We start from the raw sequence: 20582 nt of genomic DNA, 5'->3' as shown, positions 1-20582 counted from the left end.
CATATCTTTCGTAGTTAACATTTATTAAAGCAATATTCTGCGGAAACATTTGGTTTTAATAGAGTATACGAGGAACGGGTCGAAACTCTACGGAGATCGGGTCGTTTCTCGTAGAGTATCGGGTCGATCTCCGTAGAGAAACGAGGTGAAGGTTTATAAAATAGACATTAAGTGCAGGGTATAAATAAAAATATCAGGTTTTATTGTAATGAAAAAAGCAATTAATTTAAAGCTAAAAACAAAGAAGTGTCTTACTGTTATGCAAAAGTGTACACTCTTGTGGTGCAATATTGTACATTCTTGTCGTACAAAAGTGTACAATGTAGTATGACAAGAATGTACACTTTTATAATTGCTGATTATCAAATAGATACCTCATGCGGAAAGCATTGTTTAGCGATCTTGATCTTCATTCTTTACCATACCTTTATGCTTTTCCGGTAAAGCACTTTCTACGGCAGCATAAGCTTCTGCCATTGTCTCTTTAATGTTTTCTATCCCTTTACCTTTGGGCGGGATAGGATCATGAATTGTCAGGATCATGCGGTGAGGGTGAATCCATTTACCCGTACGGGGAAGAATTTCAAATGAGCCGTCTATGGTAACGGGAACCACTGCCAGTTGCAAATCGTCTGCCAACTGAAAAGCTCCTTTCTTGAAGTATCCCATATGCCCCGTGAATGAACGTGCCCCTTCGGGGAATACTACCAGTGACACACCGTCTTTTAATGAGTTTTTTGCTTGCTGGATGGTTTCAAGTACCTTTTTCGGTCCCGAACGGTCTACAAAAATATGCCCTGCGCTTTCGCACGCTTTACCTACGAAAAGAATCTTTCGCAGGCTCTTTTTCATCATCCACTTGAAGTTACGTCCCAGAAAACCATAGATGAGGAATATATCAAAAGATCCTTGATGGTTAGGCACAAATATATAAGACGTACGTTTATGTATCTTTTCACGTCCGTGTACTTTTACCGGAATCAGCAGGAACAGGCAGATGAGCTGTGACCATATCTTACCGGGATAATATCCCCAGAAATGTGCTCCACCCAGCAGAGAACCTACTGTTGTAATTATGGCTGTGAGAATGGTCAGCACTAATAGTATAGGTAATGCAATGCAAATCTGATAAATATAATACAGTATTTTCATAAGCGTTGGATTTTCGGAGGACAAAGATACAGAATCTCTTTCTATTGTAGCGTCTTAAAATGAATAAAAAAACGGGTAATATCCGTAATGCTGGCAATAATACATACTATGATTTAATTTTATGTTTGGAATGTATGCTGATAATTAACTTTAAGAGGGAGGGTAGAATAAGAGTATCGCTTTAGTGAATGAAGTTATTCACTCCGATCGTATTGAAAAGTTATTTTCCGTATAGTGGACACTTCACTGGCACAAGAGATCCTGAAAGATAAAAAGATATTGATCTGTAATGAGATTAATTCCCATTTTATTTGTTACTTTGGCGGTACTTATACAGTAAGTGCAGAAGCGGACGAAGGCCCGACAGTCATTTTTACTTGTCCGTTGTCTGCACCGGGTAATTGATTTATAATGTAGATATTTTGAATGATACGTATATTGCATACAGCCGACTGGCATTTGGGACAGACCTTTTTCGGTTACGACAGAGTGGAGGAGCATGTACATTTTCTCCAGTGGTTGGCTCGTGAGTTAAAAGAAAACAAGATTGATGTATTATTGGTTGCGGGAGATGTCTTTGATGTTTCCAATCCTTCCGCGGCATCCCAACGTCTGTTTTATCATTTTATACGGCAGGTGACGGAAGAGAATCCGAAGTTGCAGTTGGTAGTTGTGGCAGGCAATCATGATTCTGCTGCACGTCTTGAAGCACCCGTACCTTTGTTGCAGGAGATGCGTACGGAGATCAGAGGTATTGTCCGGAAACATGAAGGAGAGATTGACTATGATCATTTGATTGTAGAGTTAAAGAATAGTGAAGGAGAAGTAGAAGCCCTCTGTCTGGCGGTTCCTTTTTTGCGGCAGGGGGATTATCCGGTTGTTGCAACAGATGGTAATCCGTATGCCGAAGGTGTGAAAGAACTTTATGTCCGGTTACAGGAACGGGCGCTTCAACGGCGTAAGGACGGACAGGCTCTTGTGGCAGTGGGACATTTGCAAGCCACAGGTTCAGAAATTGCCGAACGTGATTTCAGTGAACGAACCATTATCGGAGGGTTAGAGTGCGTCTCTCCGGATACTTTTACAGAGCAGATTGCTTATACGGCCTTAGGACATATACACAAGTCTCAGCGCGTGTCGGGCAGGGAGAATGTACGCTATGCCGGTAGTCCTTTGCCGATGTCTTTTGCAGAGAGGGAGTATCATCATGGAGTAGTGATAGTGACTCTTGCAGAAGGGTGGGCGGTAGAGATTGAGAAGCGGGAATATGTTCCGCTGGTAGGTCTTTTGAGTGTACCGCGAGGAAAGGCTGCTACTCCCGAAGAGGTTTTAGAGGAGCTTGCACATTTGCCGTTGGCTTCGGAAGAGGCAGAGGGAGAACAAACAGAGAGAAGTTTACATTTTCCTTATTTAGAAATAAAAGTCCTTTTGACAGAGCCGGAACCAATGCTTCGTCAACAAATAGAAGAGGCTATTGCCGATAAGGCTGTTCGCCTGGCACGTATCGTATCTGTTTATCGGCAGGCAGAAGAGAACACCCTGGAAGAAGAGGTGTTAGCTGCCGGACTTCAGGAAATGAATCCGTTACAGATCGTGAAAGCGACTTTTGAAAATACATATCAATCTGAGATGCCGGAAGAACTGGAACGTTTGTTTCAGCAGGCGATGAGGGAGGCGGAATGAAAATACTAACAATACGACTTAAGAATCTGGCTTCTATCGAAGGGACTTTCGAGGTGGATTTCACTGTTGAACCTCTTCGGTCAGCTGGTATATTTGCAATTTCCGGTCCTACGGGAGCCGGGAAATCTACGATATTAGATGCTTTGTGTTTAGCTCTTTATGATAAGACACCCCGTTTCGCTGCTTCGGGAGAGAGCCTTTTTCTTTCGGATGTAGGAGAGAATCAGGTGAATCAGTCTGATGTAAAAAACATTCTTCGCCGTGGGACGGGAGAAGGATTTGCGGAGGTTGATTTCCTGGGGGCGACAGGACGGCGTTACCGTTCCCGTTGGTCTGTCCGGCGGGCACGCAGTAAGGCCACGGGTTCTTTACAACCTCAGACGCTTCAGGTTACCGATCTGGATAAGGAAGAGGATTTGCAGGGTACAAAGACTGAGCTTCTGGCGCAACTGGTTTCTCTGGTCGGGCTTACCTACGAGCAGTTTACCCGCACGGTGTTGCTTGCTCAAAATGATTTTGCCACTTTTCTGAAATCCCGTGAATCCGCCAAAGCCGAATTGTTGGAGAAACTCACGGGTACTGAGATTTATTCCCGCATATCACGAGAGATATACACTCGTAGTAAAGCGGCTGATGAAGCAATGAATCTTCTCAAAAACAGTATCAACCTTATTGAGCTTCTCCCGGAAGATGAATTACAAAATCTGCAAAAGGAGAAAGAACGATTGATTCAACTTCGCACAACAGGAACGAAGCGGCTTGCTGAGTTGAATGCACAATTCAATATCGTCCGTTCTCTTGTGGTGAAACAAGAGCAGCTCACTAAAAAGCAGCAGGAAGAATCTGTGGAAACAGAAAAACTAAAGAAACTCCACGAAGATCTGCTTGCACAGACTGGATATCTTGCCCATTTTCGGGAACAGTGGGAAGCCCTGCAACCCGAATTACTGAAAGCACGTGAACTGGATGTTCGCCTGCAAAGTTTGTACACTGATTACAAGCAATCTCAACAAACTTTGCAACTCACACAGAAACAGGTTGCTGATCTTGAGAAAAGGCATCACGTCAGTAGAGAGGCACTGAGCGCTTCTTGTAGTGCCATCAATCGCCTTTTGAAGAGTGAGGATGCATTCAATCCGTCTCTGTCCACAGATCTGGATCGGATAGAACATATTCTCGTCCGCGAAGAGCAACAATTAGCCCTTCTTCAAAAGGAAAATGACGACCGTGTTTCCCGGCTTAATGCTTTTGGTATCCAGTCTGTAGGTGAGGAACAGAATAAACTTTTGCAAGAACAATCCCGCTTGCAACATGCTTTACAAGCCAGTATATTGCTGAATCAGTTGGGTGAAAAACAGAAAGTAATATCTTCAGAGCTTGATACTTTAACTCAGCAATTGGTTGCTAAACAGGAGCAAACTGCCTCTTTGCAACGACTTTATGAGAATGCCCGTATGGCTATGGGGAAAGATGTAGTGGCTTTGCGTCATGATCTGCGAGAGGGTGAAGCTTGTCCTGTTTGCGGCAGCCTTTCACACCCTTACGGGCAAGACAGAGAAATGGCAGATACGCTTTACCACTCCATAGAAAAAGAATACCGTATAGCTGTCGATGCCCATAAACTGCTCAATGACCGTTGTATAGCCCTTCAGCGCGATGTTCGTAATATTATTGCCCAAGAGAAAACTCAGGAGGAGGTACTTGCTGCTTATTCTGAAACAGAACGTACTCCGGAACATTTTGATACTTGTCTGAAAACATTGCGACAACGCTTACAGGAACTGGAGGATAGAATAAATCAGTATCAGCAACTATATGCAGAATGGCAGCAAAAGGATGAAGGATTGAAGAAGTTGCGCCACCATTGTGAATCGCTCCGTGAGGGAATCACCCGGTCCCGGTTATTGATGCAGCAAGCTGCTGCTATAGCCGAACAATTGGCTATGGTACAACAAACGGAAACGACACAACGCACCCATTTTAAAACAGTCAGTGAGCAGTTGCAGCAGTTACAGCAACAGCGTGCCACCCTTCTGAAAGGAAAACCGGCGGATGAAGCAGAGGCCGTGGTACGCCGTAAAGAGAAGGAGCTGAATGATGCGTTGGAATCGGCCCGTAAATCGGTGGAGCAGGTGCAAACCAATCTCTCAGGTATACAGGGAGAGCTAAAACAACTGTCCCGGAATATTCTTGAACTGAGTGAGCAGCAAAAACAGATTGAGAATCCTGAAACATTGTCCGAAGCAATTGCTGCGTGCCAGTCTGCCAATCAGGAAACAGAGCGTCGGCTATCGACAGTAGAAGCCTGTTTGTTACAGCAAGAGCAAAACAAGAAAAAACTGAAAGAGATAGAAGCAGAATGGAAAGAAAAACAGGCCGTTGCCGAGCAATGGGGGAAACTGAATAAACTGATTGGTAGTGCTGACGGAACAAAGTTTAAAGTAATTGCCCAGAGCTATACTCTCAACCTCTTGTTGCTTCATGCCAACAAACACTTATCTTATTTATCAAAGAGATATAAGCTCCAGCAAGTATCCGGAACACTGGCTTTACAAGTTATCGACTGCGATATGTGTGATGAAGTACGTACTGTTTATTCTCTTTCCGGAGGTGAATCCTTTCTCATTTCTCTGGCATTGGCACTGGGGCTTTCATCCCTGTCGAGCAACAATCTGAAAGTGGAATCTCTTTTTATTGACGAAGGTTTCGGATCACTGGATGCCGATAGTTTACGCACTGCTATGGAAGCATTGGAACAGTTGCAGATGCAGGGGCGAAAGATTGGAGTCATTTCGCATGTGCAGGAGATGAGCGAACGCATCTCCGTGCAGATACAACTACATAAATCGGTGAACGGGAAGAGTGAAATAGTGATTAGTTCAGTGTAATAACCGTTATTTCGGGCCATGCGCCGAAACGGAAAGGTAATCCGACAAATCCCAACCCTACGTTTACGTACAGGTTTCGCCCTTCTTCAGAATACATTCCGCTCCATTCCGGATAGACAAAAGAGGAAGGGGAGTGGTGTCCCAATGCCATTTGCATGGCATGTGTATGTCCTGCCAGCATCAGGTCTATTGGGGATTGAGGCAATACTTCCCGCCGCCAGTGTGTAGGGTTATGACTCAACAATAGCTGAAACATACCTTCGGTTCCCTGCATTGCCTTAGTCAGATCACCATGTTGTGAGAAGGGCGGTTCGCCTTCGTTTTCTACTCCAATCAGGGCGATACTGTCATTGCCCTGATGCAGGATAACATGCTCATTGTTCAACAATTTCCAACCCATTTCCGCCTCACGTTTTTTCAGATCGGCAAGATTCTCAATTTGCGCGCGTTGACTTTCCCATTTGTAGTACGGACCATAGTCGTGGTTTCCCAAGACAGAGTAGACACCATCTTTTGCATGTAGTCCGGATAGGATTTGCTGAAATCCGTCCAACTCTTTCGCCTGATTATTCACCAGGTCTCCGGTGAAAACAATCAAGTCCGGATGCTGGGCATTGACGAGATCAACCATACGTTGCAGTGCCCGCGCATTTCCTTCCCAGCTACCTATATGTATATCTGATAGTTGAACGATACGATATCCTTTAAAAGCTGGCGGCAGTTTAGGGGAGTAATAAGCAACCTCTTTCACTTCAAACTGAGTTTTACCAATCAGGGAGCCGTACAGAATAATTCCTGCATTGATTGCGGCGAGCACTAATCCGGCATATACAAACGGTGTTTTAGGCCAGTGCAACAGGTAATTGAATGGAAGCCCGATAACTGAACACAACATAAAGTTCAGTTTAGGCAATGCGAACAGGAATAATACAACGGCAAACCAGCCGATCCCCTGCATGTGCTGACTTACGAAGTCTTCGGGAGTAAAGAATGTGAGATAGATAAGTCCTGTTAACAGGAAGAAGGTGGGAGCCCAATAAAGCACTTTTAAGACCGGATGAACCATCTGTCGCGCGATAAACATCTGGTAGATATAGATGTCCGGTAAAATAACTATTAGTGTTAGAAAAATAAAAATTCGTTGTAACATATGTATGATTATTGTTTTTGATACGAAAGTCTCCTCCGTTTTAATAAACAGAGAAGACTTTACTTTGTTAGAGAAAATAGAGAGAGTATGGTTTAAGTTAATTATTATCTTTCAATTCTTTTAACTCTCCGAGATTTTTCTTTATCTCGCGGAGTCGGTTCAGATTCTTACGATATATCCAAAGTGGAATAATAATACACACAGTCCATATAATGAAAAAGAAAATGATCATTCCGGTACCATGTTGCCACACCTCCCGATAAAAGAAAAAGAATACGGCCATGAATAAAATGAAACCTATTCCTATCATCCGTTCACGGATCACCCATCGGTGAATGCGGTTGAAGCGGGATATAACGGTCACAAGTGGTAATTCGTCTATCGAGGTGTTACTCAGATAGCGGGAACTAAACAAGTCCCATCCCAAAGCCGGCACCAGTGCTATAAGGATAATCTGATAATAGATATCCGGAAATACACCATCGTATATGAACGTAAACAGGAGTAGTGCGATAATTGTCAGCGAAATGATACGCAGTCTTTTGTTGAGCCGACTCATTTCATTGATATTTTTCGTAGCATGATTAATGAGCTGGGATATTTCTTCGTCTTTGACCAGCTTCTTATCTTTCAGATGTTCGTCCAGTGCATTCCATGATTTCTTAAGTTCATCCAGTTCCATATCTTAATCCTCCTTCTTCATTTTTTTAAGTTTGTCTTTAATTCGGCTCAGTTTGGTTGCCACATTTGTCACGGTAAGCCCAGTGATTTCGGCCATTTCTTCATAGCTTTTTTCTTCGAGATAAAGCAGAATGATAGATTTATCGAGTTGCCCCAGTTGGTTTATCATCCGATACAATTGTCTGAGCATCTCCTTGAGCGGGTCATTGTCTTCGGTCATCCAGTCGGCTTCACGGCTCAACGTTACAAACTCCGGTACATTTTTTTCTTTACGGATAAAGCTGATACAAGTATTTAGTGCAATGCGGTATATCCAGGTTGATATTTTGCATTCCCTCCGAAATTTTGGATAAGCTCTCCAAAGATTGAGCACCACATCCTGGTAGAGGTCATTGAGCGTAGCATTGGGAGTAGTATAAAGGTAACACACCTTATATATAACCCGTTCATACTCCCGGATGACCGATAGGAATTCCTGTTCTACACTTTCATTGACTTGCGTGGCTTTTGAATCCATTGGCTTTTTTCTCGATTGCTTTTTAGATTGTTAGTCGTTGGGGGATAAGAAAAATCACAGCGAGATATGCAAAGATAGAAAGTATTTTGTATTCATAACTATCCGGATATTGCTTTTATGTTTGCAATCTCATTCTGGGATTCCGGATGCTTGAATTATTTCTGCAATTTAGCCACTATTATTGACTATATGAACACCGTATTTTGCTGTTTGGGACTAAATGTCAAAATATGCGTTTTTATGGATGCCGGAATATCTGTATTTTTACAGGTTCATTTTTGTTCCTGAATTTGCTTGTAATCTGTGGAATATATTAAAAAATAAATATTAACAGGATGTTAGAAAAGCATCACAAACATGTATCTTATGAAAAGAAGAACTACTTTATTATTGGTCATCTTTCTGATGATTGTAGGATCTAAAGGAATAGCCCAGAATTTTAATACGGCTATTTTTGGTAATACGGGTTTTCCCGTAGCCTTTGAGCAATCTCCGGATTATCCATGGGTGGTAAGTGAAGGATGTGTATCCAGTTCTAATATTGTGGGATTGAAGACTTCCTGGTTTAGCACTACTGTAGATATTGTGGAAGCAAGTGGTAGTGTGAAGTTTGATTATAAAGTTGATAGTGGAGGTTATGGAGAGAAGTTTTATTTTTCAATAGATGGTCGGGATACTATCAACGTAGAGAGGAAGGATTGGACTACTGTTTCTTATGAACTTCCGAAAGGTAAACATACCCTAAAGTGGACCTATATTTTGAGTGGAGGTTATCAGGAAGGGTTTTATGCTTATATAAAGAATATGACAGTACGTGGGATAAATATAGAAAAACCTTTTCTCTCTCTATCCCAGTCAGTGATTGATTATAAAAATAAAGTATCTGATAGTAAAACAACAGAATCTCTTGAAATCACAAATTTGGGGAATCAAGATCTGGTTATTGAGAAGGTTTCTGGTTTGTCTACACCGTTTGAGGTGGTAAGTTATCCTACAGCAGCTATAGCCAAAGGGGTAAAGGCTTCCATAGAGGTACAATATTCTCCTACGGAAGAGGGGTATTGGAAACAGGATCTTGCTATCGTAAGTAATGCCGGAACGCATGTTGTTTCTGTAAAGGCGCTTTGTTCTAAAAGTTATACAGTAGAGGTGCCTGTAGCTGGTCAGTTTAGCTCTTTAGTACAAGATGCAAACAGTGATAGCATAACAATTATGGGTTATTTGAATGAGTCCGACTTCCGGTTTATGAAAAATAATATGCCTAATCTGAAATATTTGAATTTATCTGCAACATCCATTACAGGAAATCGTATTCCTAACTATGCGCTTCAGAGTAAGAAGACTTTGCGTGAGGTGGTTCTTCCTTACACTCTGAAAGTTGTAGGTTATCAGGCTTTTGATCAATGTAGTGCTTTGCAAAGAATTGTATTTCCGGAAGGACTGGAGCAAATAGAACAGGAAGGTTTCTCCGAATGTAACATTTCGGGTGAGTTGGTTTTGCCGGATTCACTTGTTGCATTAGGATCGGGTGCTTTTGATGTAAGTCCGCTTACTAAAATTGTTTTCCCAGACCGATTAAAAGAAATAGGTGACTGGGCTTTCCGTAGTTGTACCAACCTTCAAGACGTTACTCTTCCGAAGAATCTGGAACGGATTGGGTCATCTGCTTTTTCAGATTGTTTTCGTTTACATAAAGTCATTCTGAAAGGAGTTGTACCGCCTAACTTGTCCAGCGATTCTTTTAATTTTACCAAAGTGTTTTTTGTACCTAAGGGGTCTGGTGAAGTTTATTCCAATACTGCATACTGGAATAGTCTGGTGATCATTGATGGAGATATTCCTCTGAAAGTAGAGGTGACTTTGGCGACAGCAGGAACATTAGGGGAGGAGATTCTTAAGCAACTTGAGTATGTGAATAAGGTAAACGAACTGGTTATTGCAGGTCCGTTAAATGGGGATGACTACTATCAGATACAAAACAGAATGCCCAATTTGATGTCTATTGACATGACAAATGTTACGATGGAATCGTTGCCCGATAATTTCTTTTCCCGCAGAACAGCTTTGCTGGAAATAAAGTTACCGAAGGTATTAAAGAGTATTGGGTATGGTGCTTTTAATGAGTGCTATGGTTTGACATCTTTGGTGTTGCCGGAAGAATTAACAACAATCAATAATAACGCTTTTTATTATTGTAAAGATTTAAAATCAATTAACCTGCCTGCTTCATTGGTCACTATGGGGAGAGAGAGTTTTTATGAATGTACTTCGTTGCAATCCATTGCCATCCCTGAAAAGGTGACAGTTATTGAAGATTATACATTTTATAATTGTGCTTCCCTGTCCGAAGTGAAACTACCTGCCGGTTTGAGTGAAATAAAAGGTTATGCTTTTGCATACTGCCGCGCTTTGACTTCCATTGAATTGCCGGATGCATTAACCTTCTTAAGAAGTCAGGCTTTCCGTGAATGTTCCGGGTTGACGGAGATTACTCTGCCTGCATCCTTGCAATACTGTGATTATCCTTTTTATAATTGTAGTAATATCAAGCGAATTAATTGTTATGCTTCCGTACCTCCTACATTGGAAGGTAATCGTGATATACTTTATAATGTTGATAAATCGACTTGTGAGTTATTGGTCCCTTTCTGGTCAGTGAATAACTATAAACTAACTCCTGGATGGGATGCATTTCCTGTCATTAATCCTTCCGAGTCTGAAACAGATAGGATCAATATCAGGGGGAAACTTACGCTTGCCGAAGGGATTCGTCCTACTTTGCAGCCCAGTGTTTCTGTCTTTGATAATGGTCACTTTGCAGTAAAAGGTACCGATGCATTTTCGATGAAGAAATATACTCAAAGCCATGTACTTGCAATGTATGCCAATAGCAGTAATTATGACCGTTCACAGTATACCAGTTTGATTAGTGAATCGACAGCTATGAGGGCAGATAGCGTAATTTATACGATGAGTGCGTGGGGAGAAGTCTGGATGTATCTGTCCTTCCCGTTTGATGTGAAAGTATCAGACATTGAAGTCAGTGACGGAGGCTTGTATGCTATCCGCAAATATGATGGTGCCACACGTGCACAAGGAGGAACGAATAATTGGAAGGATATGACCGATGACAGCATACTCCATGCTGGAGAAGGGTATATTATCCAGTTCAATAAAAACGTGAACCGTTTTGCTTTGAAGGCTATCAACAATGATAATAAGAACAGATTATTCTCAGGTAATGCTTTAAGCCGGGAACTGGGCGAATACATCTCTGAGTTTGCGCACAACCGTAGTTGGAATTTCGTAGGTAATCCGTATCCTTGTTATTTTGACATTCGTTATATGAACTATACGGCACCTGTTACGGTATGGAATGGAAGAGGATATATGGCAATATCACCGGAAGATGATAACTATATATTGAAACCGATGCAGGCGTTTTTTGTACAAAAACCGGTTGGCATGGACGCCATTACATTTTTGCCGGAGGGCAGACAGATGGATACTTCCATACGTGCCCGGATGGCAGTTCGTACAGCTGCTGTAGAAAGTAACCGAACGATTTATAATCTGGCTCTCGCTAGTAGTGAGTATACTGATAATACCCGTATCGTTGTGAATCCCGCTATGTCAATGGGTTATGATATGGCTCGCGATGCTGCTAAGTTTATGAGCGATGATAAGGAAGTGCCCCAGCTATTTAGTTTGGATGCTTCGTCCATGCGTTATGCCATCAATGAGCGTCCGGTAGGAACCGGGATTATACCTTTGGGAGTATATATTGGAAAAGCGGGTAGTTATACTTTCTCTTTGGGAGAGAATATGGAACAATGTGGAGAAGTTCTGTTGATTGATAAGCAAGCTAAACAGGAAGTGCGGCTTAAACGCGAAAATTATACGTTTGTTGCTGATGCCGGTACATACGACAGTCGTTTTGAAATACGTCTTGATGTTACTTCTACAGGTGTAGAGACTGGGGAAATGATATCAGCAACAACAGTGAAAGGCGGTAATCAGCAAATTGAAATAACAACGGAAAAAGGAAACCTGATTACGGTCTATGGTACTACCGGACAAAAACAAACCAAACTGATTGCTACAGAATCATCTGTTACTATTCCGTCCGTTCCGGGATTCTATGTCGTAATGGTGAACGGTGAATCATTCAAAACAGTAGTGACCAAATAAACGGGGTAGGAGAGTATAACATGAAATATATAGTTAGTCTATTCATCATTCTATGGAGTATGGCGGCTTGGGGACAAGGAGGAGAGTTCAACCCTTCTAATCCTGCAGAGCCGGGACAAATGTACTTCTTGACGGTCAATGTCACTCCTGAAGGAGCAGGCAGTGTTTCTCCTGGGGGGAAAAACCAGTATGCTTTGGGGCAGAGGATAGACCTTTGGGCCTCTGCTGCAACAAACTACCGTTTTGTAGGTTGGCGACAGGGCGCAGCTCCGGTTTCTGATTTAGCTTCTTTCAGCTATACCATTCCGGCAGCTCATACCACCTTGACAGCTGTTTTTGAATACGCGCCCGGTAATCCGGAGGAACCTTCTCCCGTACCTTTGCAGCATAGCCTTTTCCTGTCGGCATCTCCTGCCGAAGGAGGGTGGTTCAATGTAGGTTCGGGGAGTATATTTAAAGAAGGAGATGTGATCGGCTTGCAAGCTTATCTCAATAGCGGGTATGAGTTCGCAGGATGGAAACGGGGAGATGAAATCGTGTCTGCCAATCCTTCTTATTCCGTTACGATGGGTACGGAAGATATTTCTTTGGTCGGCTTGTTCCGTTTCAATCCGGGCAGTCCATCCAATCCGGGGGCCAACCATTGGGATGCTGCGTCGGGTGAAGTGATTGTAGATGACTTTGTTGCAGGGAATTTGATGGGAGCAATCGATGACGTGATTGGTGGATCGGGTAATCGGAGTAAGGTCGTGGTGATAACCGTTGCCGGTGCTGTCAGTTCCGGAGATTTAGGTGTTGCCCGTTATTGTTCGGCATGCATGTCGCTCGATTTAAAGCGTATATCAGGTATCTCTTCTCTGTCGAGTTATGCTTTTGACGGGTCGCAATTGCAGAAGATAAGCCTCTCGGCTGAAATAACTTCCATCGGTGCTTATGCGTTCAGAAACTGTACCAATCTGTCAGAGATAAGTTGCTACTCGATGGTTCCTCCTGTATTGGAACAAAATGTATTCGAGGGTACAGGAGAGAATGTAGTGCTGCGGGTACCGCAAGCTGCCATTCCTCAGTATAGTGCTGCGGCACAGTGGAACCAACTGACGATTCTTCCTTTGATGGAAGAAATAGGGGCTTTGTCCGTAACTCTGCCGGAAACGGCTTCCGATGGACGCTATAAGAACATGACCCTGGAACTTGTGAATACAAAGAGTGCACAGAAACTGCGCTTTGTGATTACCGACAAATTGACGTATGTCTTTGGTGGATTGATTGTCGGAGATGTTTATAATTTGTATTTGAAGAACACAGGTGGTGTGATTTTGGGTGAGGTCAGGGAACTTGCAGTGACGGAGGAAGGCACGGATGCTGTATTCGACTCTATATTGTCCCTCTATGACTTGAACCTGAAGGTTGTTACGGAAAGGGAAGAGGATGTTTCCAACCGGGTAGTAGTTAAATGGTATGATGCCGATAATAAATACCTTTCTCAAGGCAATGATCTGAAACAGCAACTTGCGAATGACAAGGTGCGCTATGCCATTGAGTTGGATCGTGTGCTTGGCAGTAAATATATGCTTCCCGAAGTCAGAGAGTATACGGTGTCTAAGGAGAGTAATGCGTTAGTTTATGCTTTGCAGCCGATTGATTCTTTAGATATCAGCGGAGTCGTGAAGGGGGAAGACGGGAGGTTAATCTCCGGCGCCGTTGTGTCCGTTTCGCAACTGTTGAACGGTAAGTATTCCAGGTCGGTAATAGGCAAGACCGATAAAAACGGTAAGTACCGGCTAAATGTATACAACGATGCCAGCACGATCACTTTCTCTGCCAACGGGTACATTAACCAAACCCTTTCCTGCCCGAACTTCAATGCCGGCGGGGACTTGGAAACCGTGCAATTGCCTGTCATTTCAGGAGCAACGATCACTATCGGCTTTACGTATACTCCCAGTGTCTCGACGGGAGAAACGCCTCAAATCCAGACGGGATATTCAAACTATCAGAATGTAGTCTATACCTTATATAATAGGACGAAGGCAAAGGAGGTGAAAGACTTCTCCGTGCAATACCCTTCCATTGTCTTGATGGAGCCTACGGATATTGGCGATGAGATACGGATCACTGCCACCAGCAGGGTGAATGAGTTTGAGCCGGTGGAATGTACTGTTACGATCGATGCCGGGAATGAAGCAACTGCCCGATTGGATATTGTTCAGTTGGGATCTGTTAAGTTGAATTATACTGATAGCGAGAATGCGACGAATGTAGCCATATTGTATGATTCAAAAGGCCAGCGTCTGAAATCATACAGTTACGATAAGGAGCATTCCGTAGTATTTGCCGGATTGCAGGATGGGACGTATACATTGGTGTCGATGGCCTATAGCCGTTTGCTTAATTCTATATTGAACCTGTCCGGATTGCCAGCTGCCGGTTTAACGGAGGGCACGGACTATGTAAAGTCAACAGTCCATGTTGCCAGTGGAAAGATAGAAGGAGTTGTTTTGCCGGCAATACCCAAGATTGACCTTACTAAGTTCTCGTATACGAACAGCGATTCTTATATCCGTACGAATAAGGCTACGATTGTGGCGGGCAATTATCTGACGGTGCGCAGCCAGGTGGGCTTCAAGGAAGACTATGTCGGGCAGGTGGATAATATCAAGCTGGTAGTAGAACTGCCTGCTAGTTGCTCCTTCGTCAACAATTCTATCATGATAGGCAATAAGGTTGTCAGTGAATATACCATCGACGGGACGAGCCTGTCTATCCCTTTGGCCGATTGCAGCGAGCAAGTACGTTTCTGTATTATTCCGACGAAAGGGGAAACGATCACTCCCAACGGCTTTGTGGAGTTTGATTATAATGGCGAGACCCTGAAACAGCCGTTTGGCGTGGCAAACTGCCTGGTGAGGGACTTGAGCATCATAGTGCCCGGTACCGTTGCAAAGACAAAGTTGCCGATCAGTGGTGTTGCACCGGGATCTTCAACCGTCAAGGTATATGATAATGATGTGCTTATCGGTCAGACTACCGCATTGGCAAATGGTACTTGGGTGGTGCAAGGCGAACTTTATAATGCCTACAATCTTTCCAAACATACCATCTATGCTTTGGTCGAGACTCCTCAGAATGCTTCTATAAAGACCGAATCGAAGGTGGTGACTTATAATAGGAGCGCCATCGAAGTGCAGACGGTCACTATGATCAATACGGCCCATCCTTCTTCTTCTTTGGATCTTTGTGAGTACATCGTAGAGTTCGACTTCCAGAATCCCAAGTCGGAAATGCCGGTTTATTGGTATTGGCCCAGCTATCCGGACTTTACATTTAAGATTGATTTCACAAACAATAGTCCGCAGTTCGTGTCGGATGTTACTTTGTATGTCACTACTTCGTCCGGTTCCATCGTTCCTGTTCCGGCGTCTTATGACAAAGAGAAAGACATCTGGCTTGCCACCCGGAAGTTCTATTCGGAAGCTCTGCCCACAAACCTGAGTGTGGACTATAAGGCAGAGACGAAGATGGAGCTGGATCATGAGCACTTAATGGAAGTACGGACAGAGTATGAAGAAACATCCAGGCAGTTTCAAGAGCAGATTCAATTGATGGATTCGATATTCAGTTTGGGCTATGAGTCGATGAAGCAGGATTCTTTATTGTTGGCTTTGGGCATAGAGACGAATGAGGATGTAGCTTTTGATGAAGTAGCCTATCAGAAGTACCTGGATGGGTTGACAGACGAGGAACTGAACGCCCTTATAGAGGAAAATCCGATAGACGGCTCGGAGGTTTTGGATTCATTGAAGAACGAGATGCAGCGGTTGGAAGGAATCTTCACCTCCGAAAAGTACTTTGAATTTAAGGATCCGGAAGGAGCGGTAACGATGACGTCCAAGACCTGTGAGGGGTTGTCCGATTCCTTGCTGATTGAAAGAGGATATACCCGGTGCCTTACTACCGAAGGGACGTATGTCTATATGCTGACTGTGGACGGGCAGACTCATTATGTAGATATGAGTCAGGATCTGTTCATATCTATCGTTTTTCCTCCAAGTGTGAATATGGGGTTACGAACCTATTCTGCGACAGAAGAAGGGATAAGGCTGTTTAATGAGGCGGTTGATAAGATAAGAAGCGTGTACGGCCCGATTTCGTCAGCTTATATGGGCTTAAAAACGGAGATCATGAAGCTGGTGAGCAAGCTTGATGTTCAGTGTACGATAGCAAAAGAACATTGTTTCTTGAAGAATAAGGCTTATGTGGCAAAGCAAAACGAGTTGAGTCGCGTAGTGGCTAAGTTGGAGGCGATGGATCCTTCTGATATGAACTACGGGCTGACCAAGCTGCGTATGGAAGTTTGCCAGCAAGAGGTCAAAAACGCCAAAGGGGTACTCGATATTGCTAAAAGAAACAGAACCTTGACTACCCTTGGTCTGAAAACAGCAAAAACACTGGGACCTATGCTGGAAGAAGCATGTCCGCTGATGGATTATGCCGATAAGGTGACGCAGGGGGTTGCATTGGTTTACAGGTTCATGAGGTTGTACCAATCTATCCCGACTACTTGCGAAGATGACGCTAAACGGGCTGAAGCATGCCGTGGACTGGCTATCTCAGGAGGTGCGTATGTGAGTGGATTGTATGCAGTGAAACTGGGAACGGAGGCTTTAATGGATATTGCTACTGCCGGACAGGTGGTTGCTTCTCCGGCAACAGGAGGAACTTCACTGGGCACTGCTTTTGCTACCGTATTGGCGAAAATAGTTGCCGGGTTGGCAATGGATGTGGCTTTTAATTGGGAAGTAGATCGGCGGGTTGCTCAGATTGAAAAGGCCATAGATAGTCTTGATTGTAATAAAGACGATGATGGCGATGATGACAACCCCGGTGGCGGCGATAATCCCGGTGGTGGTGATAACCCTGGTGGTGGTGACAATCCCGGCAGCGGTGACAATCCCGGCGGTGGCAGTGATCATCCGGGTGATAGCGACCATCCCGGTGGTGATAATCCTTCTTCCGGTAGCGGTACCGATCCGAATGGAGGCAGCGGTTCCACTTCGGGTGGCACCGGCAATGGCGGTGGCAAAAGCGGACAGTCCGGTTCGGGTGATTCCAAACATGTGCTCGATCCTTCCGGTTATGTTTACGAAGCTGTTCCGTCCAATCGTCTTCAGGGAGTGACCACTACTGTCTATCAGAAGATTTACGAGGAAGATATGTATGGCGACCTGCACGAGAAGATCGAATTGTGGAATGCGAAAGACTATGCACAGGAGAACCCGTTGACTACCGATGAGAACGGTATGTATGCTTGGGATGTACCCGTCGGGCAGTGGCAAGTGAAGTACGAAAAAGAGGGTTATCAGACCGCTTATAGCGAATGGCTGCCCGTGCCTCCTCCTCAGCTTGATGTAAATATTGGCTTGGTGCAGAATGCACAACCGTATGTGGCGGCAGTGCATGGTTATGAAACCGGTATCGAAATAGAGTTCAGCAAGTTTATGCAACCCGCTACTGTGACTGCCGAACAGATTCTCGTTACCCGGAACGGAGTTGCCGAAAATGGTGAAGTGCAGCTGTTGAATACAGAACCTGATCCTTTGAAAGGAAACGAGGCGTTTGTCTCCAAAGTCCGGTTCATACCCGAACAGCCTTTTGCCATTACCGATAAGGTAATCCTTACCGTTAGCCGTAGGGCGAAAAGCTATGCCGGCATTAACATGGAGAATGATTATAATCAGGAGGTGACGATAGAGAAGGAGGCGAAGTCGATTGTAACTGCTCCGAGTCTGGAAGTGGTTTATAATCGGGTGGCTGAGGTCACTGTAGCCGTTGAACCGGTAGAGGCAGCGGCGAATAAGAAGATTACTGTACTTTCCGCTTCTCCTTCCATTGCTACTTTTGCCACTTCGGAGGCCGTGCTCGATGAAAATGGAGAAGCTACCTTTACGGTACGTGGTGAATTGCTTGGAAGCACAGTTTTGCAATTTGCCGTAGAGGGCATGGATTTGAGAACGGAAGTCAAAGTGAAGGTGGTAGAGAAAGGTGAAGGCGAAGTAATCCGCAGCTATCATCTGGCTATGGGATGGAATTGGATTTCTGCCAACGTAGCCGATCAAAGACTGGACGATGTAGTTGCTCTGCTGGAACCCATAAAGGAATCTGTGGTGGCTATCAAGGGGCAAAGCGGCGAATTGACAAAGGACGACCAAGGTAATTGGCAGGGCGATCTTAGCCTGTTGCATCCTACGCGGTCATACAAAATAGAGATGTTGCAAGACGACGATCTGGAACTGAAAGGGAAACCGGTTTTGCCTGCCGATGCCACTATCACTTTGAACAAGGGTTGGAACTGGATTGGCTATATCTCTGCCGAAGAGGTTTCGGTAGAGTCAGCCCTGCAAAACCTGACTGCCGAAGAGAATGATGTAATCAAAGGGCTTGATTGTTTTGCTGTGTACAACGGCACTACGTGGGCTGGAAGCCTGACGCATCTGGTTCCAGGGGAAGGATATATGTACTATTCCCAGTCAGTGAAGTCGTTTAACTATGTAGAGCCTGAAACGGAGGATGTAATACCGGACGCTTTTTCACCGCAATGGAAATACGATGCTCGTCAATATGCGGATAATATGACTGTATTGGCACGTTTGTATAATGGCGAACAGCAGGTAGAGGCTGATAAATATCTGATAGGAGCATTTTCCGGAAATGAATGCCGGGGTGTTGCTGTAGAAAAAGAGGGTCATATTTTCCTGACTGTTCACGGAGAACAAACTGGTGAGCAGATCAGTTTACGTGCATTTGATGTGGTTTCCGGAAAGGAATATATGATAAAAGAAGAGTTAGACTTCAGTAGCGATGTGATGAAAGGCAGTTATGCTTCTCCTGAGAGTCTGCATCTTGGAGATCCTACGGGCATTCATAATATCGGCACAGGAATGTTTATCTACCCGAATCCGGTTCGTGACCGGTTGTATGTTCGCGGAGAGGTTGACAATATAGAAGATATCCGCGTTGTTAGTACAGCAGGACAAACATGTATTGTTACAGACAGACTTTCGGCTGAAGAGGGGATTGATGTCTCTTCATTATCAAAAGGAATCTATTTTATTGTAGTGAAATCGGTAACCGATGAGATTCGGCAGAAATTTATTAAGATAGAATAGTTTGATATAATTCTGTTGTATAGTTATATAGATAAAGGCTTTATTTGTCAGACGATGATAAATAAAGCCTTTTATATTTTGATGACAAACTTAGTATTTTAACAGTGACTTAAAATGCATATTAACAGTGTGTTAAATACGTACTTTTGTGGTGTAAAAGTACGTACTTTCTTATGGCTTGATTATCAGCCTTATTCAACTAATCCTGTAAATTTGCTGCCAGGAACTTTCGCATTTCTTCTACTGATTTTCCCCGGCGGGTTGCGTAATTCAGTAACTGGTCTTCTCCGATTTTGCCAACAGAGAAGTATTCGGAAGCAGGATGTGCAAACATCAAACCGCAGACAGAGGCATGCGGATACATGGCCCCGTTTTCTGTAAGTGATATACCGATTTGCCTCATATCTAAAAGCTCGTTGAGCAGAAAGTTTATTGACTGATCGGGGAGGGAAGGGTAACCTACAGCCGGGCGAATGCCTTGATACTTTTCTACGAGCAATTCGGGGATGGTCAGATTCTCTTCTTTGGCATATCCCCAGGCTTCTTTGCGCACATATTCGTGCATCTTTTCTGTTGCAGCTTCTGCAAGGCGGTCGGAGAGGGTTTGTACAAGGAGGTGTTTATATGGATCTTTTTCATAAAGCCCTTCCATATCTGCATCGATTGTGGAGGCAAAAGCACCCACAGTGTCGGTTATGCCAGATGACAAGGGGCGGACAAAGTCACTCAGGCAAAGGAATGGACCTCCTTCGCGTTTTTTAGCTTGCTGGCGAAGCAGGGGAAAAGTAATGCCGTCCAGTATCAGGTTGTCATCCTGTGAATTTGCCTGGCAGAGCTTAAAGATTGTTTTTACTTCAAAATCTTCGTCCAGTAAGTTCAGCATCCGATTGGCTTCTTTGAAGAGTTGCATAGCTTCCGATGCCTTCGGGCGTTCTTCTTCCGGAAATGATGTTAGCCAGGAAGCACGGCAAACGTCGCACCCATGTATATCGGCTATCGCAGCAAAACGAGGTTGAAAGCCCCATGCATGAAAGAAGTAGATCCAATTGATATAGGGACTGACTTCGTGAATTTTATATGATACTATTGTTGACAAGTTTTTAATAATAAATGGTCGGTGAATAGTGATTAGTGAGTAGTGATAAGTGATTAGT

At 43.9% G+C, this 20582-nt stretch carries 9 protein-coding genes; 4 read left to right on the top strand and 5 right to left on the bottom strand.

The genetic code is table 11. The features are described 5' to 3' along the window. Window positions 1–393: 393 nt before the first annotated feature. Window positions 394–1152, bottom strand: a complete 759-nt coding sequence (locus tag ACESQI_RS06640; protein WP_373125594.1) for a lysophospholipid acyltransferase family protein — start codon at window positions 1150–1152, stop codon at window positions 394–396. A 426-nt stretch (window positions 1153–1578) separates the two neighbouring features. On the opposite strand from ACESQI_RS06640, the gene ACESQI_RS06635 reads away from it, so the two are divergent. Next, window positions 1579–2835, top strand: coding sequence for an exonuclease SbcCD subunit D (locus ACESQI_RS06635; RefSeq protein ID WP_373125593.1), 1257 nt, complete (start codon window positions 1579–1581; stop codon window positions 2833–2835). Then, window positions 2832–5723 carry an AAA family ATPase gene (locus ACESQI_RS06630; protein ID WP_373125592.1) on the top strand — a complete coding sequence of 964 codons (2892 nt, stop codon included), beginning with the start codon at window positions 2832–2834 and terminating at the stop codon, window positions 5721–5723. The genes ACESQI_RS06635 and ACESQI_RS06630 overlap by 4 nt, the downstream gene beginning before the upstream one ends. On the opposite strand, the gene ACESQI_RS06625 is transcribed toward ACESQI_RS06630, so the two are convergent. The 3 genes from ACESQI_RS06625 to ACESQI_RS06615 all read right to left on the bottom strand — a co-directional run bounded on the left by ACESQI_RS06625 (window position 5710) and on the right by ACESQI_RS06615 (window position 8071). Further along, window positions 5710–6873: a metallophosphoesterase gene (locus ACESQI_RS06625; RefSeq protein ID WP_373125591.1), complete on the bottom strand. Its 1164-nt coding sequence runs from the start codon at window positions 6871–6873 to the stop codon at window positions 5710–5712. The genes ACESQI_RS06630 and ACESQI_RS06625 overlap by 14 nt on opposite strands. 97 nt (window positions 6874–6970) lie before the next feature. Continuing rightward, complete coding sequence (locus tag ACESQI_RS06620) at window positions 6971–7555, bottom strand: hypothetical protein (protein WP_007484939.1); 585 nt, start codon at window positions 7553–7555, stop codon at window positions 6971–6973. Window positions 7556–7558: 3 nt separating this feature from the next. After that, entirely contained in the window at window positions 7559–8071 is a 513-nt protein-coding gene (locus ACESQI_RS06615) for an RNA polymerase sigma factor (protein WP_278510235.1), read from the bottom strand. 366 nt (window positions 8072–8437) lie between these two features. Here ACESQI_RS06615 and ACESQI_RS06610 point away from each other — a divergent pair, with 366 nt between their 5' ends. Continuing rightward, complete coding sequence (locus ACESQI_RS06610) at window positions 8438–12262, top strand: leucine-rich repeat protein (RefSeq protein WP_373125590.1); 3825 nt, start codon at window positions 8438–8440, stop codon at window positions 12260–12262. A gap of 20 nt (window positions 12263–12282) precedes the next feature. Then, complete coding sequence (locus tag ACESQI_RS06605; RefSeq protein ID WP_373125589.1) at window positions 12283–19428, top strand: T9SS type A sorting domain-containing protein; 7146 nt, start codon at window positions 12283–12285, stop codon at window positions 19426–19428. 199 nt (window positions 19429–19627) lie between these two features. On the opposite strand, the gene ACESQI_RS06600 is transcribed toward ACESQI_RS06605, so the two are convergent. Next, entirely contained in the window at window positions 19628–20524 is an 897-nt protein-coding gene (locus tag ACESQI_RS06600; RefSeq protein WP_002561727.1) for a vitamin B12 dependent-methionine synthase activation domain-containing protein, read from the bottom strand. Window positions 20525–20582: the final 58 nt, after the last annotated feature.

This window comes from Bacteroides sp. HPS0048 (assembly GCF_964240755.1).
GTDB lineage: Bacteria > Bacteroidota > Bacteroidia > Bacteroidales > Bacteroidaceae > Bacteroides > Bacteroides nordii.
This window is presented reverse-complemented; position numbering and strand designations above follow the sequence as displayed.

Excerpts from the sequence above, each read along its gene's own strand:
- ACESQI_RS06625 (WP_373125591.1), bottom strand. The coding sequence starts at position 6,873 with ATGTTACAACGAATTTTTATTTTTCTAACACTAATAGTTATTTTACCG.
- ACESQI_RS06605 (WP_373125589.1), top strand. The coding sequence starts at position 12,283 with ATGAAATATATAGTTAGTCTATTCATCATTCTATGGAGTATGGCGGCT.
- ACESQI_RS06615 (WP_278510235.1), bottom strand. The coding sequence starts at position 8,071 with ATGGATTCAAAAGCCACGCAAGTCAATGAAAGTGTAGAACAGGAATTC.
- ACESQI_RS06635 (WP_373125593.1), top strand. The coding sequence starts at position 1,579 with ATGATACGTATATTGCATACAGCCGACTGGCATTTGGGACAGACCTTT.
- ACESQI_RS06610 (WP_373125590.1), top strand. The coding sequence starts at position 8,438 with ATGAAAAGAAGAACTACTTTATTATTGGTCATCTTTCTGATGATTGTA.
- ACESQI_RS06640 (WP_373125594.1), bottom strand. The coding sequence starts at position 1,152 with ATGAAAATACTGTATTATATTTATCAGATTTGCATTGCATTACCTATA.
- ACESQI_RS06630 (WP_373125592.1), top strand. The coding sequence starts at position 2,832 with ATGAAAATACTAACAATACGACTTAAGAATCTGGCTTCTATCGAAGGG.
- ACESQI_RS06620 (WP_007484939.1), bottom strand. The coding sequence starts at position 7,555 with ATGGAACTGGATGAACTTAAGAAATCATGGAATGCACTGGACGAACAT.